The organism is Aquimarina besae, from assembly GCF_042434905.1.
Classification (GTDB): domain Bacteria; phylum Bacteroidota; class Bacteroidia; order Flavobacteriales; family Flavobacteriaceae; genus Aquimarina.
Map to the genome: position 1 here is coordinate 1,727,887 of NZ_CP170199.1, position 20,436 is coordinate 1,748,322.

A 20,436-nucleotide genomic window follows, 5' to 3' on the forward strand; every position below is an offset into this window, starting at 1 on the left:
AAATACTGTAATTGATGAACAGATTATGATTTCTTTTAGAATTACGGCTGTTCAGAGTAATTTATCTACCATGAAATTCCATATTTGGTAATTCAGCAGAACCTTTTAGATATTTATTGAACCAATCCAATACATCTTGATCTCTTTCATCTCTAAATTGGGTGATACCGTGATCTGCTCCTTCATAAATCTTTAATCTATACGGAATTCTGTGTTTTTCAAATTCTAAAGCTAATTGTAACGAATTCGTAGACTTTACTCTCCAATCAGCATTGCCGTGTAATATAAGTATTGGCACTTCAGTAGAAAAGTTATCTGCCCATAATATTGCGGATCTTTTTTTAAGTTCAGCTTCTTTATTTTGGTAGTAATCCGGAATCAATTGGGCATACACTTTTTTCTCCATTTCGGGTCTGTCGATAGTTCTCAAGTCAGATTTTCCGGCACCAACAACTGCTGCTTTTATATTGTTCATTTTTGTTAATGCAATATAGGTCATCATACCGCCACGACTCCAACCATACATTCCCACACGAGTAGTATCTGCTTCAGGTAGCTCATTAATGACTTTGTTGAGGTTTAAAATATCATTTACATCTTTACCGCCAAACTCTTCCATTCCTTCACTTTTACCCGATCCTCTATAGTTGCAACCGATTACGATATATCCTTCACTGGCCAATTTAGAGAATCGACCTATTGCGGTCTTTATGTTTAGCGCTCCAAAATCACGGTTTCCACCTCGATTGTATATAATCACAGGATGCTTTCCTTCTTTTTTTGGTACAGCAGCAAACGATTGTATTTTTAATCCATCACTTAGATATGTTATTTCATAAACAGTAACATTTTTTAGAAAATGAAATTTGTTAGTGAATGTTGTTTTATTGGAGTCTGTATATAATTTAGGGTAGTCTTCCAGATTTATTTCATTCTTTTCGACAATAACAGATTCTTGAGAAGCACAGGAACAAAAGCTTAGGATGCAAGCAAGGAGTGGTAAAATATGTTTCATAAAGTGTAATTATTTTCTTAATAGACGTCGGGTAGTCCATTTTGTTACGAATTATAATTTGAAAGATGGGCTAAGTTTTGCGTTAGACCTGCCTGACAACTAGGTAGGGATAGGAACGGAATCCTTTTTAGTTTTTTAAAAACCAAAAAGATATAGTGGATAGCTCGCCCGAACGCCCGGATACTTATTTTAATAGTTCTGCTAAATCGTGTTCTATATAATCCGGAATTGTATTGACATCTATAATTTCATCCGAAAGATGCTGTTTTTGTTCTTGTAAGTGAAGAATTTTTTCCTCTATGGTATTTTTAGTGATAAAACGCGTTACCATGACATTATTTTGTTGTCCGATACGGTGTGCACGGGCAATAGCTTGTTTTTCTATAAAGGGATTCCACCAGGGATCTAGTAAAACAACGTATGAAGCTTTGGTAAGGTTGAGGCCTACACCACCTGCTTTTAAGGAAATAAAGAATAAAGAAATTAAATCATTTTCCTGAAATTCATTAACTATTTTTTCTCTGTCAGTACTTTTCGTATTACCGGTAAGACTTACAAAGGAAATATTTTGGGATTTGCACCAATCCTGATAAAGATGAAGATGGGACACAAAAGAGCTAAATACTAAAACTTTTTTGTTCGATTTTGCTAAAGTTTCTAAATACGAGCTAACATCCTTGAACTTGCCAGAGGAGTCTTCTGTTAGTGGATCTACTAATTTAGGATGATTAGCTAATTGTCGTAGTTTAGTTAAGGTATTTAGGATATGAATCTTGTTTGTAGAAACCATATCAATCCCCAGTAATAAATTTCTTGCAGCTGATTTTTGGGATTCATATGCCTTTTCTTGTGCGCTTAGCATTTCGGTATATATGATCTGTTCGGATATCTTAGGTAGATCCTTAGCGACTTGTTCCTTAGTACGTCTTAGTATAAAAGGATCGATCAATGTCTTTAATTCACTGATACGATCTTCGTTTTGATATTTTTCTATAGGTATTTTGAAATGATCTTTAAAAAAAGGATAACTTCCTAGCATACCGGGATTGATGAATTCCATCTGAGACCAAAGATCCGATAACGAATTTTCTATAGGTGTACCACTTAATGAAATTTTATTAGATGTATTAATTTCATTTATAGCTTTAAATATTTTAGATTCTTTGTTTTTAATTTGTTGACTCTCATCTGTAATTAAATAGGTAAAGTTTGTTTTTTTTAGAATGGAGATATCTTTTGATAGGGTAGTGTATGTAGTTAGTATGATATCATAAGTTTCCAGATACGGAATGATTTTCTTTCGGTCACTGCCGGTATACAAGGTAATAGTAAGATGAGGAGCAAATTTTAATATTTCCTGAGCCCAATTAAAAACCAAGGAAGAAGGCAGAACAATGAGAGCTTTTAGGTATGTTTTGATTTCTAATGGATTGCTAAATAGGTCTAGTTCAATTGTTTTAGGTGCTTCTGTTTCTGGCGTAAGTTGTTCTTTGATAAAAACCAGTGTGGCGATGGTTTGCAATGTTTTACCCAATCCCATATCATCAGCAAGGCAAGCTCCTAATTGGTTTTGGTTATGTTTTACTAACCATTTTACTCCTTCCTCCTGATAAGGTCTTAAAGTGGCTTTCAATTTAGAAGAAGGTTGATAAACTACATCAATAGTATCAGTGATTTCAAGCTCTTGCGGAGGAATCAAGTCTTTCAATAGTGTGTAATTCCCTTTGTTTACAAGAATACTTTCATCATTTATTTTTCCAAAATCAGCTAATTTCTGGTAACGCGTCATCCATTCTAATGGAATGATAAAGATTGATTTATCATTTATTGGGAATAAACGATTATTTTCTTTTATGTATTTGATGAATTTCGAAAAAGGAATTTCCTGAGTCCCAATAACAACTATTCCTTTGACATCGAACCAGTCATTTTTTTTTTACTTTGAATCTCGATTTTATGTGGATCAAGATTTATTATTCTATTTTCAAGGTCTGGTAAAACAATTTGGAAACCTTCTTTTTCAAGCTCTTTTTGATGAGTTTGCACCCAATTAAAAATAGCCAAAGGATCTTCGTTAGTTTCCGTTTCCAGCAAAAGACTAGTATTGGTGGACAAGCCTTTAGATTCTAATAATTTTATAATTTCTTTTTCAGCTTCGTGATCTCTTTTGATTTGAGTGATCAGTATTTCTTCATTTTCTCCAAATTGTACATTAGACGAAGTTTGCTTTGGACTGTTAAAGTCAAAAGTAGCTTGTCCGTAATTAAAAATTACTTTTACAACAAAAATTTCTTTTATAAAATCTTGAATAATCTCTATGCCATATGATGCGATGTCAGTAAGAGTAATAATCTCGAAACCATTGGCAATAACATCTACATTTTTTATTACTGGAATGATCACTTTATTCAAATAGGTTTTGATATGTTTTTTGGCAATAGTTATTTTTTCTTTGCTAAAAAATGGTTTTAACTTGTTTGCATTTAGATTATCAATATGAAAAACGGTCTTGTCTAAAATAATCCAGGAAGGTTCGTTTAATAAAATCTGAATACTATGATTTTTGGGAATCATTATTTTATCTTCAGCATTTAGGGTAAAAGCATAGTCAATACCTTCGTCTGTTTTAGTGAATTCTAAAATTGGATTTAGAGTATTTTTACCAATTGCTAATCGATGTACCTCAAACGGGTCTTTTCTTTGTGCATTGAGCACAACTGCATATTTGTTTTTAACTATTAGCGTATAAAAAACGGCAAGCTTTTTATTGACATAGTTAATAACTACGTGTTTTATTTTAGGATCTTTAAGAATATCTGCTAGGCCAAATGTTTTTCTTTTTTTGGCTGGTCTGAACTGTTGTTCTAAAACAGGGATTTTTAGACTGGCACATATTTCCAGCAATTGTTCGTGAGCGGTATCTAAATATGGTATTTCTAAACTTTTTAAGGTAGCAGAAGTAGCTTGTTTTTCTACATAGCCAAGGTGATCATCAGTTACAGGTACGATATATGCTTCTGGTAAAGGGGGAATTCCAGAAAGGTTCTCATGATCAACTAAGTTATAACAGATGCAAAGTGAATCCATCGTGGGTTTTATTGGTTGTTTTTCAGTTATATAAACTAGGAGTATGTGGGATAATTTGTGAAATATCGATTAGATTACAATGGTATACGATATTTCTCTTGTAATTTATTGATTTTATTTCGTAACAAATTCAATAACAGTTTTTGTTATAAAATCTATTTGCTCATCATCCAGCTCTGTATGCATAGGCAATGAGATGACTTCTTTCACCAATTGATTCGTAATCGGGAAATCGGATTCCTTGTAGCGATCATCTTGATAAGCTTTTTGGCTATGCAGGGGTATTGGATAGTATACACCACAAGGTATGCCTGATTCATTTAAATGTTTTGCCAATGCGTCACGATCTATATTGGGCACACGAAGGGTGTATTGATGAAATACGTGACAGTTACAAGTATCACAAATTACTTCTTCACCGGTTCCACAGTTGTTTCCTTTAACTTGTGGTGTTATGATATGCTCAATGCCTTCAAAAGCTTTGTTGTATTTTCTTGCGGCAGATCTTCTGGCATTATTATAACCATCAAGATGTGGCAGTTTTGCTCTCAGAACGGTAGCCTGTATTGAATCCAGTCTAGAGTTTACACCAACTACATCGTGATGATATCTTTCGTACATTCCGTGATTTACAATTCCGCGAATGGTATGAGCCAAATCATCATCGTTGGTAAAAATAGCTCCACCATCACCGTAACATCCTAAATTTTTAGAAGGGAAAAAAGACGTTGAAGATACGTGGCCAATGGTTCCTGTTTTGGCTACTTTTCCATTTGCAAACTTATAACTGGAACCAATTCCTTGTGCATTATCTTCGATTACATATAAATCGTGTTCTTTAGCAATGGTCATAATTTCATCCATATTAACAGCTTGCCCGAATAAATGAACCGGAACAATTGCTCTGGTATTTGGTGTAATTGCTTTTCTAACTGCTTCTGGATCAATATTAAAAGAATCCGGTTCTACATCTACCAATACAGGAGTAAGTTGTAATAACGCGATTACTTCTACAGTAGCTGCAAAGGTAAAATCTGCTGTGATCACTTCATCTCCCGGTTTAAGACCTAATCCCATCATGGCTATCTGCAAAGCATCTGTTCCGTTAGCACAAGGTATCACATGTTTCACCTCTAGATATTCTTCTAGTTCTTTCTGAAAACTATGTACTTCGGGTCCATTGATGAAAGCTGTTGATGAGATAACATCAAGAATTGATGCATCTACACGTTCTTTTATTTGTTTGTATTGACCCTTTAGGTCAACCATTTGAATCTTCTTCATAGGATGTGTTTTGTAACCTGACGAAAGTACAAAATAATGATACGATTGCCAATGTGATCCCAGGTTTTGATCTGTTTTTTATTAACGAATACTCTACAAGAGGATCCTATTGGCAATAGCTTTTCTTTCAGATATTTATAAAATTATTCTTTTATAAACTTTATTATTTTAAAGTCATTTACCTGTAAAAGATAGATCCCAGGTGATAATCGCTGTAGTTTTTGAGAGATATCATATTGCGAATTTTGTTTAGCAGGAATTGTAAAATCAGAAATTCTTTTACCGGTAATATCAAAGACATTTAAAGATAGTTTTTCAGAAACATAATATCCCTGAAGTGATAATACCGCGTAATCTTTGACAGAATTAGGAGCAATTTTAATAGATTTTTCGGTTTCGTTTATGAGATTGGTGTTTTCTGTTTCGCTTAGAGCTTTTTTAATATCTCCAACTACAAATCCAGAAATGATACTCCTTCTAAAATTATTTTCACTCTCAGAGTTAAGAAATAAACTATAAACGCCTTCCTCCAAGTGATTAGTGTCGAAATAATAACTACCATTTTTTTTATCAAAAGTAATGATCTCAGGATCGCTTTGTAATGCAGTACCATCAATCCTGGATGTTTTAATGATCACACCCCGTACTTTGGTGTTTTGAAGTAAATTTTCGTTTTTTTTATCTGATACGACATCAACTTTTAAAGTAGGGTAGTTGTTTTTGATTTGATGTTCTAAAGACATAGTGATTCCATTATTTTGTTTAACAAAGGCAGCAAACCTAGAATCACTTTTTAGCTTACTATTTTTAGAAGATAAAGGAATTACGGTTTTGTGATCTTCTTCTTGATAAGTTTTTACTAGACGTATTGGTTGTTGGTTTATGTCGAAACCATGAAATTCTGCTTTAGGGTTTTCGTGAATAATTTCTGCAACTGCAAAAGAGGAATTTTTATCTAATGTAATTTGCTCGTATTCATTTTCAGAATGAATGATATAATAGTTACTGGAGGTGATAAAATTAGAAAGATTTTCAGTTTCAAATTGTTGTTGGCTTCTTTGAGAAGGATTTTGTAAATATGATTTTACGTAAGGCCAGCTAAATTGTCCCAAACTTACATCGATATGATCAAAAAAAGCACGAAAATCATTCTTCTTGAACACATATTCTGCACCAGGTCTTAACGTACTTCTATAAGGAGCCACGCCGTCATTTGCGCCTTGAACAGGTAATAAAATTCCACCAGTAGTTGTAAAAGCTACTCTAGCCAAAAGGTTAGATCCGTTAAAATAACCGGAGGCACCTAATACAATAAATTTTTCGGGCTCATTATTGGGATTACTATCAAGATAGGGACGTACAACATCTCTACAATAATAAGTAGTAGAGGTTCTGGCTCCTTCGTTTAATCCTGTCAATCGCCATGCCCAGTTTAACCAAGGCATCTGAGAAATGTCTGCTAAATATGTTCCCCAGTAGGGTGTTCCTAATGCAAATACCTGATTTACCTTGTTTTTTTTTTTGTATCGGATCATGGCTGCTTCTGCTGCTTTTCCGCCATTACTATGGGCGATAATAGATACTTCAGATACATTATACTTTGCTGTAATGAGATCAATAGATTCTGCTAGTAATTCTCCATTAACCCATAAACCCCCACCTCTGGTAGTAGCTACGAAAACAGCTTGATAACCTTCATCGTACGTTTTTTGATAAAAAGAATTATCAAATAAAAATTGATTCTGATTCAAGTCAATGTAACCGTGATTAAAAACAAGTACTTTTCCGTTATAGTTTGGAGGTGTAACTCCATAATGAATGGTAGATTTAAAAAGAGGGCCAATAAAAAATGGATTTAGATTATCCGGTTTGGGAAGGTATACTTCTGTAAAATTCTGTGAAAATAATAATGTGCAGGAAAGGAATGCAATTAAAGTAATTTTTAATTTCATAATAATGAGTTTGTGTGATAGTTGGTGTTAAATTAATAATTTTATTGAATAAATTTTGTTAAAAATGTAAAATTTCAATTATATATTTATGGAAATAGGAATTTCATTGTTTTTTTGTGAATTTGATAAATTGATTTTTTGAACAGGTGGTTTGCATGTTTTTTAATAGAAAGAGCCGTATTTTAGCAGCATATAAAATCATAACTTTTGAATTTTTTCTACAATCTTCTTATCTCATTATTCAATTCTATGCTTCCCGTTATTGGTAGCATAAGTCCAAAACTTTCATTGTTTGTAAAAGGCAGAAAAACAGTTTTTGAAGTATTGGAAAAAAGAATACAATCAGATGATCAGGTAATTTGGTTTCATTGTGCCTCTTTGGGAGAGTATGAGCAAGGAGTTCCGGTGATGGAGATACTAAAGAAAAAATATATGGATCACACGTTGTTAGTTACTTTTTTCTCCCCATCTGGATATGAAGTAAAAAAAAACAGTACACTCGCCGATGTCATTGTATATCTACCTTTAGATACGAAAGCTAATGCCAGAAAATTTGTAAAGTTGGTGCAGCCCAAACTTGCTGTTTTCGTGAAGTATGAATTCTGGCCAAACTATTTAAAGGAACTTAACAACAAGTCGATACCTATTGTTATCATATCTGCAGTTTTCAGAAAAGACCAAGCATTTTTTAAATGGTATGGAGGCTTCATGCGAAATGCCTTAAGAAAGGTGGGTCACTTTTTCGTTCAGGATACTATTTCTCAAAAGCTACTAAATCAGGTAGGTTTTAATAATGTAACTATAAGTGGTGACACCCGTTTTGACAGAGTTTCTCATCAAATCGAAATGGATAATCACGTTGATTTTATTTCAGAATTTATCGATGATCGACTTTGCGTTGTCATTGGAAGTTCCTGGTTAGAAGATGAGGAGATATTTGTTGATTTTGTCAATCAGGCATCAGGTGATTTGTGTTTTATTATTGCGCCACACGAAATAAAAGATAATAGTATACAGGCACTAAAGCAAAAGTTGACTAAAAAAACAATACTCTTCTCTGATAAAGAAGAAAAGACGCTAAACGACTATCAGGTTTTTATTATGAATACGATAGGATATTTATCTAGAGTATATAGTTATGCAGATATTGCTTATGTAGGCGGAGCTATGGGAACTTCGGGATTGCACAATATATTGGAACCTGCCACTTTTGGAATTCCGATTGTTATCGGTCAGAATTTTGAAAAATTTAGAGAAGCAAAACAGCTTCAAAAACTGGCAGGATTATTTTCAATATCAAGTGCATCCGAATTTTCTGATGTTATGAATAGATTGATCGATAACAAAAAGTTTAGACAACAGACCGGCATGATTGCAGGTCATTTTATTAATAGCAATACAGGAGCAACCGATATGATTGTAGAATATTTACACGAGAAAATAAAATAAATCTACACAGTTACTGCCTCATTTAAGTATCTTCTAAATGGAAGCATTTCATTATATATAGTAATTACTTTTTCTTCAAAATCGTCTTGCATCACTTCTTTTTGAGTCAGTCGATGTTCTACCGCAAATGTTTTATGTCTTAGTAAGTCAATGTATGCATGACCCTGAGAAAAGCCTTTCGGAGATGTGGTGAGTTTTTCTTCTGTATCAATCAAATCGCCAAATGTGTCTTTAAAACTTTTCTTATTTATTATTTTCAGAAACTCTTCTCCGTTATAGTCGATTGCGTCTCTGATACTTTTTAAAATTTTATTATTAGGTTTCCAATAACCACCTGCAATCAGGGATTCAGAAGTTCCCAAATGAATATAAAAGTCTCCCTGCTTGCTTTTTTGATCCAAACCAGCTCCAAAATGATCTTTGTACGTTGGTTTGTTGGGATGATATAGCAGGTTATTATTGATACGATTTATCGCTTTCTTACCAGGAGTATCATGGTATTCGGGATCAATGTCAGCTAATTTTTGGTTTATTTTGTCTAACCAGTTGATATACCAATCTCTAATTTCGTGATATCGCTTTCTATTCGCGTCCATCCATTCTTTGTTGTTGTTTGCTTGGAGATCCCTTAGGAAATCATATAATTTATAAAAACTCATCTACTAATTTTTATTTGCAAAATAAGATCTATTGGTTTTAATCAATAATGTATATCCCATTTTGATTAACGCATTTAAGATCATCTCTTCATATACTCTATAATAAACCACTGAAATTCATTATGTTAAAAAAATTAAGATTTTTTGTGAAAAGATTACCAAGGTAATAGAAATAGCACGCATAGAATACCGTTATAGCAGTATAATAACAACTAAAATTTTTATATTATGAAAAAAGTAATGTTAGCCTTAGCGTTTTTATTTACTTTAAATGTGATGTTTGTTTCTTGTAGAGATACGAATAAAGAAGCTGAAAATGCCACAGAAGAAACCAGTGAATTACAAAAAGATGTTGAAAATGCTACGGATGAAGCTGTAAAAGAGGCTGCCGAGATTAAAGAAGAGGCAGAACAAGCAGTTAAAGAAGCTGGTGAGGAGCTCGATAAATCTTTAGAAAAAGCAGTAAACGAAGATACAAAGGAGGAAACTGAAACTGAAGAAGAGCAACAGTCTTAAGACGTTAAAGTAGAAAAAGAAACTTGTTAATCTAAGTTTAAAAAAAGAAGGCCTTTCGATTAAGAAAGGTCTTTGTATTTTTAGAATAATCCGTTTAATTCTGCATCAATTCGGTTTATGATATTTCCTAAATCTTCGGGATTGTCTACAAAGTTAAGATGATCTACATCCACAATCAACAGATTGCCTTTGTCATACCCATGTGCCCAGGCTTCATAACGTTCGTTTAATCGACTGAGATAATCAATACTAATAGTATTTTCGTATTCCCTACCTCGTTTATGAATTTGTGCCACAAGATTAGGGATGCTACTGCGTAAATATATAAGTAAGTCAGGGCCTTCTACTACACTCTCCATCAGATCGAATAATGATTTATAATTCTCAAAGTCTCGATTCGTCATTAATCCCATCGCGTGCAAGTTTGGTGCAAAAATATATGCATCTTCATAGATGGTTCTATCTTGTATAATGTCTTTTCCACTTTCTCTAATCTCCAGAATCTGTCTAAAGCGACTATTTAGAAAATAAATCTGAAGATTAAAAGACCATCGCTCCATTTTATTATAAAAATCCTCTAAGTAGGGATTTTCGAGTACATCTTCAAATTGAGGCTCCCATCGATAGTGTTTTGCCAATAATTTAGTTAACGTTGTTTTTCCGGCACCAATATTTCCTGCAATGGCTATGTGCATAATAGATTAATTTTTTGGGGATGTTAGGTCAAAACTGTAAATCTTACTTTGGTCGTAAATATAAAGGATTTCGTTAGTAACATAAAACTGTTTTACAGGAATTTCAGGAAGATTTATTTTTTCTGTTTTACCTGTTGCCGATGTTCGATAGTACAAATTATTCTCTTTTAGTAAGATGATATCATTGTTGATGATTCTCAAATCTGTGAATCCTTCATTTTTAATACTTTCCATCAAGCTACCATAAATATTAAATTTTATAATAGCTTCTGAAGTAAGTGTCCAACAGTAATTAAAATTACTTCGTAATATAGATGGGATTTCATTAATTGGTTGTGTTGTGACCAATGGTTTGTTGGTAATGGTATTGAATATTTCTAATTGCTGGGTATTATTGTCAAAAAGCCAAATACTATTATCATTTGCGGGAGAAACCAATGATGTATTTTTAAACTCTGAAATCGTATTGAAATTAATCCGATTTATTTCATTCAAATACTTGTCTATTAATACTACAGTATTAGACGGTTCGTAGAACAACACAATTTTAAGAGGGTTTAGGATGGATACATAGGTAAGCTGACCTAAGATGAAATCACCAAACTGCCATTGCTGATTATTCCATTGTTTATAAAATATATTGTCTTTTGTGTAATAGACAGCTCCAAAAGAATCGATTCCTGAAAACTGATCGGCTTCTAGCGAAATAGAATCTTGTACTACTACATTTCTTTGGGTATAACTATGAGTACTGCACCCAATTAGAACTAAAAGGAATATTACTTTATTCATAAACAAGCAAAGTACAAAAATAAGACCGTTTCTAACAAACTAATTTATACCCAAATCCTCTCACATTAATAATCTGGATGGTATCGTCTTGTTTTTGAAATTGAATTTTAAAAAAAAATCCAGACCTAATCAAAGTAAATCTTCCTTTTGCAGCAACTACAGGAGCAGCTCTTTTAAACACAATGTTTTAGTAGGAGTCTCCTCCATTCTTATCTTGGATATAAACGATAGAATTTTAACCTCTGGAAAATAAACTCTAAAAAAAATCGAAAATCTATGGTAACATATCTATTTCATACGACACATACATATGAAGCGGTGAATTCTTCTTCTCTAGATTTAATCATTTTCAGCATTGTTAAATTGTTAAAAATGATTAAAGAGTTGTTGATAGAGGATAAGCTTTGTGCTGTTCATCCTGAAATTAGGTGCTTGAACCTAAACCTTGGATAACGATAAATTGCAGGAGAAAAATTCAATTGTAAGAAAGGATTTTTTCCCGTAGGTTTGCCGCCGCAAAAAAAAGTAAGTAACAGATTAATTATTAAGTACAATTATTATGAGGAAAATTGTTTTGTTGATTATTTTACTAATCAGCTTTAATATCTACAGCCAAAATATTCCCGGCGGCGGAAGTCTTAATGTGGATTACAGCGGAGAGGTCTCTAGGATTGCCGGTGCGGCTACTGCTCCTGAAGCTGCTACCTTGACCAAATTTGGGAACACCCCGGTAAGTCTGTATACAGGAACTGCGGATGTAAGCATTCCGTTATATCAATATCCCGGACAAGAATTACCATTATCTATGCAACTGAGTTATGATGCTCAGGGTATTAAGGTAGAACAACAAGCTTCCTGGGTGGGATTAAGTTGGAACCTTACCATTGGTGGGCGGGTATCCAGGATTGTTAATGGCATGCCTGACGATTATATCAATTCTGATTACCAAACGATTTTTCATAATGCTGTACGGCCTAAAGTTTTAGAATACACAGCCAATAACTTTTCTTTTGACACCCAACAACAAGCTATCGATTACTTCTATTTTCTGGAAAGTGTAAACAAAGGGTATAAGGATATTGAACAAGACTATTTTAGTGTTCAGGCGCCTGGATTGAACGAAATGGTGGTGATTGATATGGAAACTTTAGAAGCCAGAGGGTTGAAAAACCCAAGAACTAAGGTAGCGTATTATAGATCTGGATACATTCGTCATTGGACCATTACCAGTGAAAATGGTACTACATATTACTTTGAAGAAAAAGAAGAAACCCATAGCCAGGGCAATGATGCCAGTGCAGGTGGAGGAGTGATCAAAGAATATGTTTCTTCCTGGTTGTTGACTAAAATGGAATCACCTACGCTGAAGGATGTTTACGAGTTTACTTATACTAGTACAGGCTATTGGAACCAGCCTTTCTCTTCTTCTCCGGTAAGTCATTCGATCTATCCAATGCCAGAGAATCCTGGAGGAAATACGTTTACTAACCCTGGCGGATCCACATTTCAACCAATTACCAAGTTGAACCAGTCTTTTTTAAGTCAGGTAAAACATAATGGGAAATTAATTGTTTCTACCGTACTAAAAAACAGATACGATCTTGCGTTAACTGCACCAAGCGGATTAGATGAATTACTGATTTATAGACCTCAGGCTAGTTCTCCTTCAAACGCTATTCTAAAAAAAATCAAGTTTGTTCATTCTTATTTTGGGATTAGTCCAACCGCAAATCCTATTAATAGCAACTTGGAAGATATCCGGTTAAAACTAGATGCAGTGGAGATTACCAATCAAAGTAATGCCTTGGATCAACGATATAAACTAGACTATTACAACGCAGCCAGTTTGCCTTCAAGAAAATCCTTGTCACAGGATTATATGGGGTATTACAATGGAAAAAATAATTCTGTGTTATATCCATCTTATCGAAGAAATGGTGATACATATACAGGTGCAGACCGGTCAGCCGATTTTTCTAAAACCAGAATCGGTATGTTATCTAAAATCACCTATCCAACCGGTGGCTATACTTCATTCGAATACGAGCAACATAGAGCTTCAAGTGGATCCTCGACAACTACAGTTACAAGAGATGTTTTGTATGGGGGAGCAAGTCTAACAGGAGGACTTGATTCTTCTAACAATAATGTTTGTGGTGATTATTGTCAAGATAAATTTGGCAGTGCTCCTAAAATTAGACATTCAATATTTACCATTGAAGAACCGTATTATTATGAGCTAGAGTATGAAACTAGTGGCCAAGGAAATAGAGAAGCTTTTATTTTTAGCAGGCCTCCAACAGAACCTGATCCTGAATCAAATCACCCATTTTACAATCCCAATCCTATTGCTTATAATCTAATTATAAATCAATCTACAGGACAGCCTGGAGTTAATCTTCTATGGAGCAATTATGGTACGGCGGATAGAAGACAAATCTTCCTTGACGCGGGTACCTATCAAATTACTTTAGTGAATTCACTTCCTGGGACCTCAAGTGTTCGAGTATTTAGAGAGGAACAAATAGACGAATCTGAAAGTAACGGCAATTATTTAAAAGCTGGGTTGCGTATTAAAAGAGTTGTAAACTTTAGTAGTAACGGACAAAAAGCTTCTGCTAAAAAATATGTATATGCTCCTGGTAAGGTTATATTTAATCCTACCTTAGTTTATACCACATCCAAAGTTATTACAACAGAACCTGATACTCCTACAGCGTATACCTTACATCGTCTATCAGGAGCGTCCAGTAACCAACCCCACGTGGTGTATAAAACAGTATCGGTGTTCGATGAAAATATAGAAGATGCAAGTACCAATAATGGGTATGTAACCCATCACTTTAATACGGGGTCTGATGGTATTGTAAATCTTAATATCCGTCCTTTTACCAATAGTTTTATTCCTGATTTTAAAGTAGGTAAGGAGAAAAATAATGCTGTATACACTGCTTTAAATGATACCCTATCCAGAACAGAGAATACTTATGAAGATCAGCTGTATTTTTCTACAGCGGGACTTTCACTAACCCATAACGAAAATAACAGCATTAAATACATACAGATTTATTATGATGCTTCTACTAGCAAGTATCGTTACCGTTATTTAGAGCCTGCCTGGGGAGGCGGTGGTTTTGGTAGTGCCGGTGCAGGTAATGGTATCGTTGCCGGAGGTGGTTTTTATTACCCTCAAAGACCAGCCGGATGTAATGCACCTGGAGCGATCTGTATTGAACGGTTTGACCTTTCTACTTTGGCATTAAAACGAAACTTGATGCAAGGAATGGCAGGAAACACCATTCAGGTAAAATCTACCCAGTATTTTGGAGATCGTACCACTACCGCTGTTAATGAAATGGAATATGATCCTTCGGTAGATTTTTTATTAAGGACCAATACAACTACAGGAATCGATGGTGCTACGCAAAGCAGTACGTTTTACTACCCCAAAGATTTTACAGATCCCGGATATCAATTGCTAGTCAATAACAACCGGCTTACCGAAGTTGTACAGGCAGAGAACAAGACCATAAAATCTAATGGTGAAGCTATCAAACTTGCTACCAAAAAAACATATTATAAAGATTGGGGGCAAGGCATCGCTTTACCGGAAAAAGTACAGTTTGCCAAAGGAACTGCTACACTAGAAGATCGTATGTACTATAAAAAATATGATAGCCACGGTAACCCCTTAGAAGTTTCTCAACCGGACGGTAGTTCCCTGATTTATATCTGGGGGTATCAGGATCGATATCCAATCGCAAAAATAGCCAATGCCAGCTATACAGGTATGCCGACAGCGGTGACCAGTTTAATCAATCAGATACAAACAGCTTCTAATACAGAAAACAGCAGTACCAAAGAAGCTACGCTACGATCACAATTTGAAACCTTAAGAAACCATTCGTTTTTTGCGAATGCTCAGATGAGTTATTACACCTACGATCCTCAAATTGGAGTAACCAGTATGACAGATCCAAAAGGATATACGATGTATTATGAGTATGACCAGCATCAACGATTAGAAAAAGTAAAAGATCAGGATGGAAATATCCTTTCAGAGAATGAGTACAATTATAAAAACAACTAATACAGTAATAAAGATGAGAAATATATTTTTAGTTATTGCTGTACTAGTATGTACAGCATTAAGTGCGCAGACAACAACAGAAAATTACGTAAAGACCACTTCCTATCAAACAGAAGTTAAAGAAGGAGAACAATCCCAGGTGTTAGAGAGTGATAAAATCGTATCGGTCAACTATGTCGATGGATTGGGTAGAGCGAAACAGTCGGTAGCCGTTAGAGCAGGTGGACAAAGACAAGATACTAATATCCTGGACTGGACAGACGACTGGACAGCTGGTGGAGGACACACACCCTTATTTAATATGAATGGTCAGTCGGTGGATAATCAAAGAATCTATGGTACCAACCCTTTTGGAGAACAATCGTTGCTTTGGCGTTGTGGAAACGACACCAATAATGATGCTGACGGTGGATGGAATACTGATTATATCCCAGTAGATAAAAATGTAGCCTATCGGTATACGGTTTGGGTAAAACGAACCGGATCACAAAACGGAAATACCTATCACGGTACGCGTAATGTAAATAATCTGAGTGGTACCGCTAATAATAATCCATATTTTTTGGTTGGTGATATGCCAAACCTAAACCAGTGGTATTTATTGGTGGGGGTAATACATCCACATACGTATACAGGAGGTAATAGCGGAATCAGCGGAGTCTACGATATTAATGGTACGAAGGTGAAAAATGGAAACGATTTTAAGTGGAGAAATAATACTACGACTTCACAATTCAGAAGCTATTTGTACTATGCTACTGATGTGAATGTAAAGCAATATTTCTGGAATCCAGTATTAACCAAAGTTGACGGTAATGGAGCGCCCATAAATCAATTAATCCAGCAATCTAAACCAAAGGACATCATCACCCATTACGAGTATGATGATTACGGAAGACAAACCAGAGAATATTTGCCTTATGCGTCAGATCAAACACAAAATGGAGCAATTTATACAGATCCGCTAGCAGAACTCAATAGTTTTTACAATACCCCAAAGTATCAGAATACGACCAATCCATATTCAGAAACTGTTGTAGAACCTTCTCCACTAAATAGGCCTTTAAAACAAGCGGCACCCGGATTAGATTGGAAGGCAAAAACTTTAGGAGATGATCACACCATCAAACTAGATCGAAGAACCAATGTAGCGGCAGATGATGTGGTTTATTTTAAAGTAGATTTCTATGCCGGGAATACTGTGATTCCGATGTTACAAAAAGTAGGAGATTATCCGGAAAATGAGTTATTTGTAAACATTACCAAAGATGAAAACTGGGTAGCTGCTGATGGTAAAAACCACACTACAGAAGAGTATACTGATAAGCTAGGAAGAGTTGTATTGAAACGCACCTTCAATAGTCCTGAACCTTCTGGAGGGGATGGGGGTGCCCACGATACCTATTATGTATATGACGATTTCGGAAATCTTACTTATGTACTGCCTCCAAAAGTGAATGTTATTGACGGAGTATCTACTACAGAACTCAATGAGCTGGGATATCAATATAAATATGACAGTAGAAACCGATTGGTAGAAAAGAAAATCCCCGGTAAGGGTTGGGAATATATCATCTATAACAAGTTGGATCAACCCATTCTTACCCAGGATCCCGTACAACGACCTAAACGAGAATGGTTATTTACCAAATATGATGTCTTTGGAAGGGTAGTGTATACAGGGTTATACAAATACCCGATTGTCACTACACGTGCGGGATTGCAGCAAGCGATTGATGCAGCAGCAACTGTTGCGCAATTTGAAACCAAAAAAACTTCCTATACAACAATAGCAGGTACAGGAATGTATTATAGCAATGATGCATATCCACAAAATGGAATAGTACAGATTTACACTATCAACTATTACGATAATTATACCTTTGATCGTGATGGAATGAACAAACCTACTACTGTGTATGGAGTAAATACGACCAACTCCACCAAGGGACTGGCAACGGGGTCAAAAGTAAGAGTATTGGGCACTAATCAATGGATTACTACAGTCACTGCATACGATATCAAAGGACAGGTTATTTGGACAGGTACGCGTAATGACTATCTGGATACAACGGATAAAGCAGAAATGCAATTAGACTTTACAGGGAAACCATTAAAAGTAAAAACTAATCATACCAAAGGAAGTAATGCTGCTATTGTGACCACCGACACTTTTACCTATGATCATATGGGTAGGTTATTGACCCAAAAACAACAGATCAATAACCAGGCAGAGGAGTTGATCGCTCATAATGTATACGATGAACTTGGTCAATTAGAAAGCAAAAAGGTAGGGAATGCAGAGCAGGCTCCATTACAAACCGTAGATTATAAATACAATATACGTGGTTGGTTGACCGATATCAATGATGTAAATAACATCGGTGATGATTTGTTTACGTTTAAGATCAATTATGATACGCCCACGCACGCGGCAAAAGCATTATACAATGGTAATATCTCAGAAACCGAGTGGAAAACTGCTAACGATAATACAAAACGATGGTACCGTTATGATTATGATCCTTTAAATCGAATCAAATCTGCTATCGATAATACCACAGATAATAGATATAGTTTGTCCAACATCAATTACGATAAGAATGGAAACATTATGAACCTAAAAAGGAACGGTCACGTAACTATTAACGGATGGGGGACTTTTTATGGGGTAATGGATGATTTGGATTACAGGTATGATGCAGGAAATAAACTGTTAAAAGTAATAGATAACGGTAGTGATGGGTATGGTTTTAAAGATGGAACCAATACCAACAATGATTTTGTGTATGATGCCAATGGAAATATGACAGTTGATAACAACAAAGATATTACTAGTATTACCTACAACCATTTGAACCTACCCGAGCAGATCTCTATAAAAACAGTAACGCCAGGAGGAAAATTTGGGGAAATCGTAAGTTACAATACCATTAATTATGTATATGATGCCACAGGAGCCAAGCTGAGAAAAAGGGTAGTGAATAATGCATTGACAAATATTACTGAATATACGGGTAATTACATCTACAATGCTAGTTATAGTAATAATCTCCCTCCTGGACCTTACAACTCTGATGAAACCAAATTAACTTTCTTTAATCACCCAGAAGGTTATACAGAACCAGAAAGTGATGGAACTTTTATGTATATTTACCAGCATAAAGACCATCTGGGCAATATCCGACTGAGTTACTCAGATAAGGATAATGATGGTAAAATAGACGTTCTTAGAAATAACGCCGATGTAGATGGTGATGGAGATTTTGCTCAAGAGATACTAGAAGAAAAAAACTATTATCCTTTTGGACTACAACATAAAGGATATAATAATACCATTACTGGACGGAAACATAACTATGGGTTTGTTGGGAAAGAAGAGAATAACGAATTAGGACTAGGATGGTTAGATTTTGGAGCTAGAAATTATGATGCATCATTAGGTCGATGGATGAATCTTGATCCATTGGCAGAGCAAATGCGTAGACACTCTCCGTATAACTATGCTTTTGATAACCCTATTTATTTTATGGATCCTGATGGAATGGCTCCGTCAGACAGATGGCAAAAGGGTACTGATGGTACTTTAACTTGGGTTAATAGCGATGGGGGTGACACAACTGATTATGTAGATACTGTTGATGAGAATGGTAATATAACATCTACAGAGGAAATAGTTGTAGAAACTACAGAACAAGAATGTTCAAGTTGCGAGGTCGATATTAATTTTAAAAGACCAGGATCGAGATTCAGTATGAAAGCAGGAGGCGATCCTAGAATACAAGAAGCTGATTTAGGAGATGCTACAGGAGAAGTTGCGGATGCTATAATGCAAGAAGCTGGAGTTAGTCCTATTGTTGCTGTTGTAATATTAGCAGTTTTAAATCCTAAAAAGGCTGCTAAAAAAATGTCTGATTATAAAAGACTTGCCAGAAAAAATAAAGGGAGGGCCAAAAGTGTTCAAAATGTAGAAACAGATGTTACAAAAAGTGAATTTGGATCAAATTTAGAAGCCAATGGATATAAAAAGAGCGTTTCAAAGGATGGTAAAGCTACAAATTATAATAATGGTAGTAATAACTATAGTGTAAGAGATAACTCAAAAACTACAGGCAAGCCAAGTGCTGATTATTCTAAAAACGGAGGCAAAACAACATTAAAAATTAGACTTGAAAATGATCCAGAATAGTGTATTTATAAAAAAAGAAGAGATATATAAAGATAAAAAAAGTGAGGTAGAAAACATTCTTATTAATAAAGATGTTAAATTACCAGATATGATATTTAAAGATGCTTACTCAAATTTCAGTTTTTGTGATTTTGAATATTTATTTTCTGAATACTTTTTTGAATCTTTAAAAAAATATCTTAACAAAAGAAAGCAGGATCATTTTACATTTTATACTCTTGATCCTGATCCTGAAAATTATTTTTTCAAAAATTTTGGATCATTTAATATTATTGATTTTTCAGAAGAAGAGTACAGCAGTTATATAAAAAAACTTAGTGAAGCTCCTGATAATAACGAAGCTGATGCGTTAATTTATAATTCTAATAAGATTATCATATATGCTCAAAATTTAGATTTGGTTATTTATGGGGATAGAAATTGGGAAATAGCGGTTATTTGTTTGAAAAAAGAAAACTTTTCCGAAAACAATTTAAAAACCTTTTTTGAGAATGATGTTGTTAGCGTAGAAGAGTTTGTGAAGATGAGTTCAGATTTTTATGATCAATTATCGAGTAAAAATCTAGAGCTAGAGTCATTTTATAAAAAATTGATTGATAATTATAATTAACCTCGCCCCCGCTCCCGCTAGTCTGTGACTAGTGGCGTCAAAAATTGGCAAGAAAGAGTAAATAAAATAAGAAGCAAAAGCTATACTGTAATTGGTAT

At 34.6% G+C, this 20,436-nt stretch carries 13 protein-coding genes; 5 read left to right on the top strand and 8 right to left on the bottom strand.

What is annotated here, in order from left to right:
- Nucleotides 1-61: 61 nt before the first annotated feature.
- The 5 genes from ACE94K_RS07480 to ACE94K_RS07500 form a co-directional block, all read right to left on the bottom strand.
- On the bottom strand, nucleotides 62-1,015 hold the full coding sequence (locus ACE94K_RS07480; protein WP_378182205.1) for an alpha/beta hydrolase family protein: 954 nt from the start codon (nucleotides 1,013-1,015) through the stop codon (nucleotides 62-64).
- 184 nt (nucleotides 1,016-1,199) lie between these two features.
- Complete coding sequence (locus ACE94K_RS07485) at nucleotides 1,200-2,804, bottom strand: DEAD/DEAH box helicase (protein ID WP_378182208.1); 1,605 nt, start codon at nucleotides 2,802-2,804, stop codon at nucleotides 1,200-1,202.
- 113 nt (nucleotides 2,805-2,917) lie between these two features.
- Nucleotides 2,918-4,102, bottom strand: a complete 1,185-nt coding sequence (locus ACE94K_RS07490; RefSeq protein ID WP_378182211.1) for a hypothetical protein — start codon at nucleotides 4,100-4,102, stop codon at nucleotides 2,918-2,920.
- 114 nt (nucleotides 4,103-4,216) lie between these two features.
- Complete coding sequence (locus tag ACE94K_RS07495; RefSeq protein WP_378182214.1) at nucleotides 4,217-5,386, bottom strand: DegT/DnrJ/EryC1/StrS family aminotransferase; 1,170 nt, start codon at nucleotides 5,384-5,386, stop codon at nucleotides 4,217-4,219.
- 143 nt (nucleotides 5,387-5,529) lie between these two features.
- Nucleotides 5,530-7,338: a hypothetical protein gene (locus tag ACE94K_RS07500; RefSeq protein WP_378182217.1), complete on the bottom strand. Its 1,809-nt coding sequence runs from the start codon at nucleotides 7,336-7,338 to the stop codon at nucleotides 5,530-5,532.
- Between the two features lie 207 nt (nucleotides 7,339-7,545).
- Here ACE94K_RS07500 and ACE94K_RS07505 point away from each other — a divergent pair, with 207 nt between their 5' ends.
- Nucleotides 7,546-8,787: a 3-deoxy-D-manno-octulosonic acid transferase gene (locus ACE94K_RS07505; RefSeq protein WP_378182220.1), complete on the top strand. Its 1,242-nt coding sequence runs from the start codon at nucleotides 7,546-7,548 to the stop codon at nucleotides 8,785-8,787.
- A gap of 2 nt (nucleotides 8,788-8,789) precedes the next feature.
- On the opposite strand, the gene ACE94K_RS07510 is transcribed toward ACE94K_RS07505, so the two are convergent.
- Complete coding sequence (locus ACE94K_RS07510) at nucleotides 8,790-9,446, bottom strand: DUF2461 domain-containing protein (RefSeq protein WP_378182223.1); 657 nt, start codon at nucleotides 9,444-9,446, stop codon at nucleotides 8,790-8,792.
- Between the two features lie 228 nt (nucleotides 9,447-9,674).
- On the opposite strand from ACE94K_RS07510, the gene ACE94K_RS07515 reads away from it, so the two are divergent.
- Nucleotides 9,675-9,962: a hypothetical protein gene (locus ACE94K_RS07515; protein ID WP_378182226.1), complete on the top strand. Its 288-nt coding sequence runs from the start codon at nucleotides 9,675-9,677 to the stop codon at nucleotides 9,960-9,962.
- A gap of 80 nt (nucleotides 9,963-10,042) precedes the next feature.
- On the opposite strand, the gene ACE94K_RS07520 is transcribed toward ACE94K_RS07515, so the two are convergent.
- Together ACE94K_RS07520 and ACE94K_RS07525 are read right to left on the bottom strand one after the other, a co-directional pair.
- Nucleotides 10,043-10,657: a deoxynucleoside kinase gene (locus ACE94K_RS07520; protein ID WP_378182229.1), complete on the bottom strand. Its 615-nt coding sequence runs from the start codon at nucleotides 10,655-10,657 to the stop codon at nucleotides 10,043-10,045.
- A 6-nt stretch (nucleotides 10,658-10,663) separates the two neighbouring features.
- Nucleotides 10,664-11,449: a hypothetical protein gene (locus ACE94K_RS07525; protein WP_378182232.1), complete on the bottom strand. Its 786-nt coding sequence runs from the start codon at nucleotides 11,447-11,449 to the stop codon at nucleotides 10,664-10,666.
- Between the two features lie 559 nt (nucleotides 11,450-12,008).
- On the opposite strand from ACE94K_RS07525, the gene ACE94K_RS07530 reads away from it, so the two are divergent.
- The 3 genes from ACE94K_RS07530 to ACE94K_RS07540 are packed head-to-tail and all read left to right on the top strand — an operon-like array spanning nucleotide 12,009 to nucleotide 20,338.
- Nucleotides 12,009-15,539 (top strand): hypothetical protein, encoded by a 3,531-nt coding sequence (locus ACE94K_RS07530; protein ID WP_378182235.1) that lies wholly within the window; start codon nucleotides 12,009-12,011, stop codon nucleotides 15,537-15,539.
- Between the two features lie 13 nt (nucleotides 15,540-15,552).
- Nucleotides 15,553-19,728, top strand: coding sequence for a DUF6443 domain-containing protein (locus ACE94K_RS07535; RefSeq protein ID WP_378182238.1), 4,176 nt, complete (start codon nucleotides 15,553-15,555; stop codon nucleotides 19,726-19,728).
- Nucleotides 19,715-20,338 carry a hypothetical protein gene (locus ACE94K_RS07540; RefSeq protein ID WP_378182241.1) on the top strand — a complete coding sequence of 208 codons (624 nt, stop codon included), beginning with the start codon at nucleotides 19,715-19,717 and terminating at the stop codon, nucleotides 20,336-20,338. The genes ACE94K_RS07535 and ACE94K_RS07540 overlap by 14 nt, the downstream gene beginning before the upstream one ends.
- The last annotated feature ends 98 nt before the right edge of the window (nucleotides 20,339-20,436 follow it).

Excerpts from the sequence above, each read along its gene's own strand:
- ACE94K_RS07485 (WP_378182208.1), bottom strand. The coding sequence starts at position 2,804 with ATGACGCGTTACCAGAAATTAGCTGATTTTGGAAAAATAAATGATGAA.
- ACE94K_RS07510 (WP_378182223.1), bottom strand. The coding sequence starts at position 9,446 with ATGAGTTTTTATAAATTATATGATTTCCTAAGGGATCTCCAAGCAAAC.
- ACE94K_RS07495 (WP_378182214.1), bottom strand. The coding sequence starts at position 5,386 with ATGAAGAAGATTCAAATGGTTGACCTAAAGGGTCAATACAAACAAATA.
- ACE94K_RS07520 (WP_378182229.1), bottom strand. The coding sequence starts at position 10,657 with ATGCACATAGCCATTGCAGGAAATATTGGTGCCGGAAAAACAACGTTA.
- ACE94K_RS07480 (WP_378182205.1), bottom strand. The coding sequence starts at position 1,015 with ATGAAACATATTTTACCACTCCTTGCTTGCATCCTAAGCTTTTGTTCC.
- ACE94K_RS07500 (WP_378182217.1), bottom strand. The coding sequence starts at position 7,338 with ATGAAATTAAAAATTACTTTAATTGCATTCCTTTCCTGCACATTATTA.
- ACE94K_RS07535 (WP_378182238.1), top strand. The coding sequence starts at position 15,553 with ATGAGAAATATATTTTTAGTTATTGCTGTACTAGTATGTACAGCATTA.
- ACE94K_RS07490 (WP_378182211.1), bottom strand. The coding sequence starts at position 4,102 with ATGGATTCACTTTGCATCTGTTATAACTTAGTTGATCATGAGAACCTT.
- ACE94K_RS07530 (WP_378182235.1), top strand. The coding sequence starts at position 12,009 with ATGAGGAAAATTGTTTTGTTGATTATTTTACTAATCAGCTTTAATATC.
- ACE94K_RS07515 (WP_378182226.1), top strand. The coding sequence starts at position 9,675 with ATGAAAAAAGTAATGTTAGCCTTAGCGTTTTTATTTACTTTAAATGTG.
- ACE94K_RS07525 (WP_378182232.1), bottom strand. The coding sequence starts at position 11,449 with ATGAATAAAGTAATATTCCTTTTAGTTCTAATTGGGTGCAGTACTCAT.
- ACE94K_RS07540 (WP_378182241.1), top strand. The coding sequence starts at position 19,715 with ATGATCCAGAATAGTGTATTTATAAAAAAAGAAGAGATATATAAAGAT.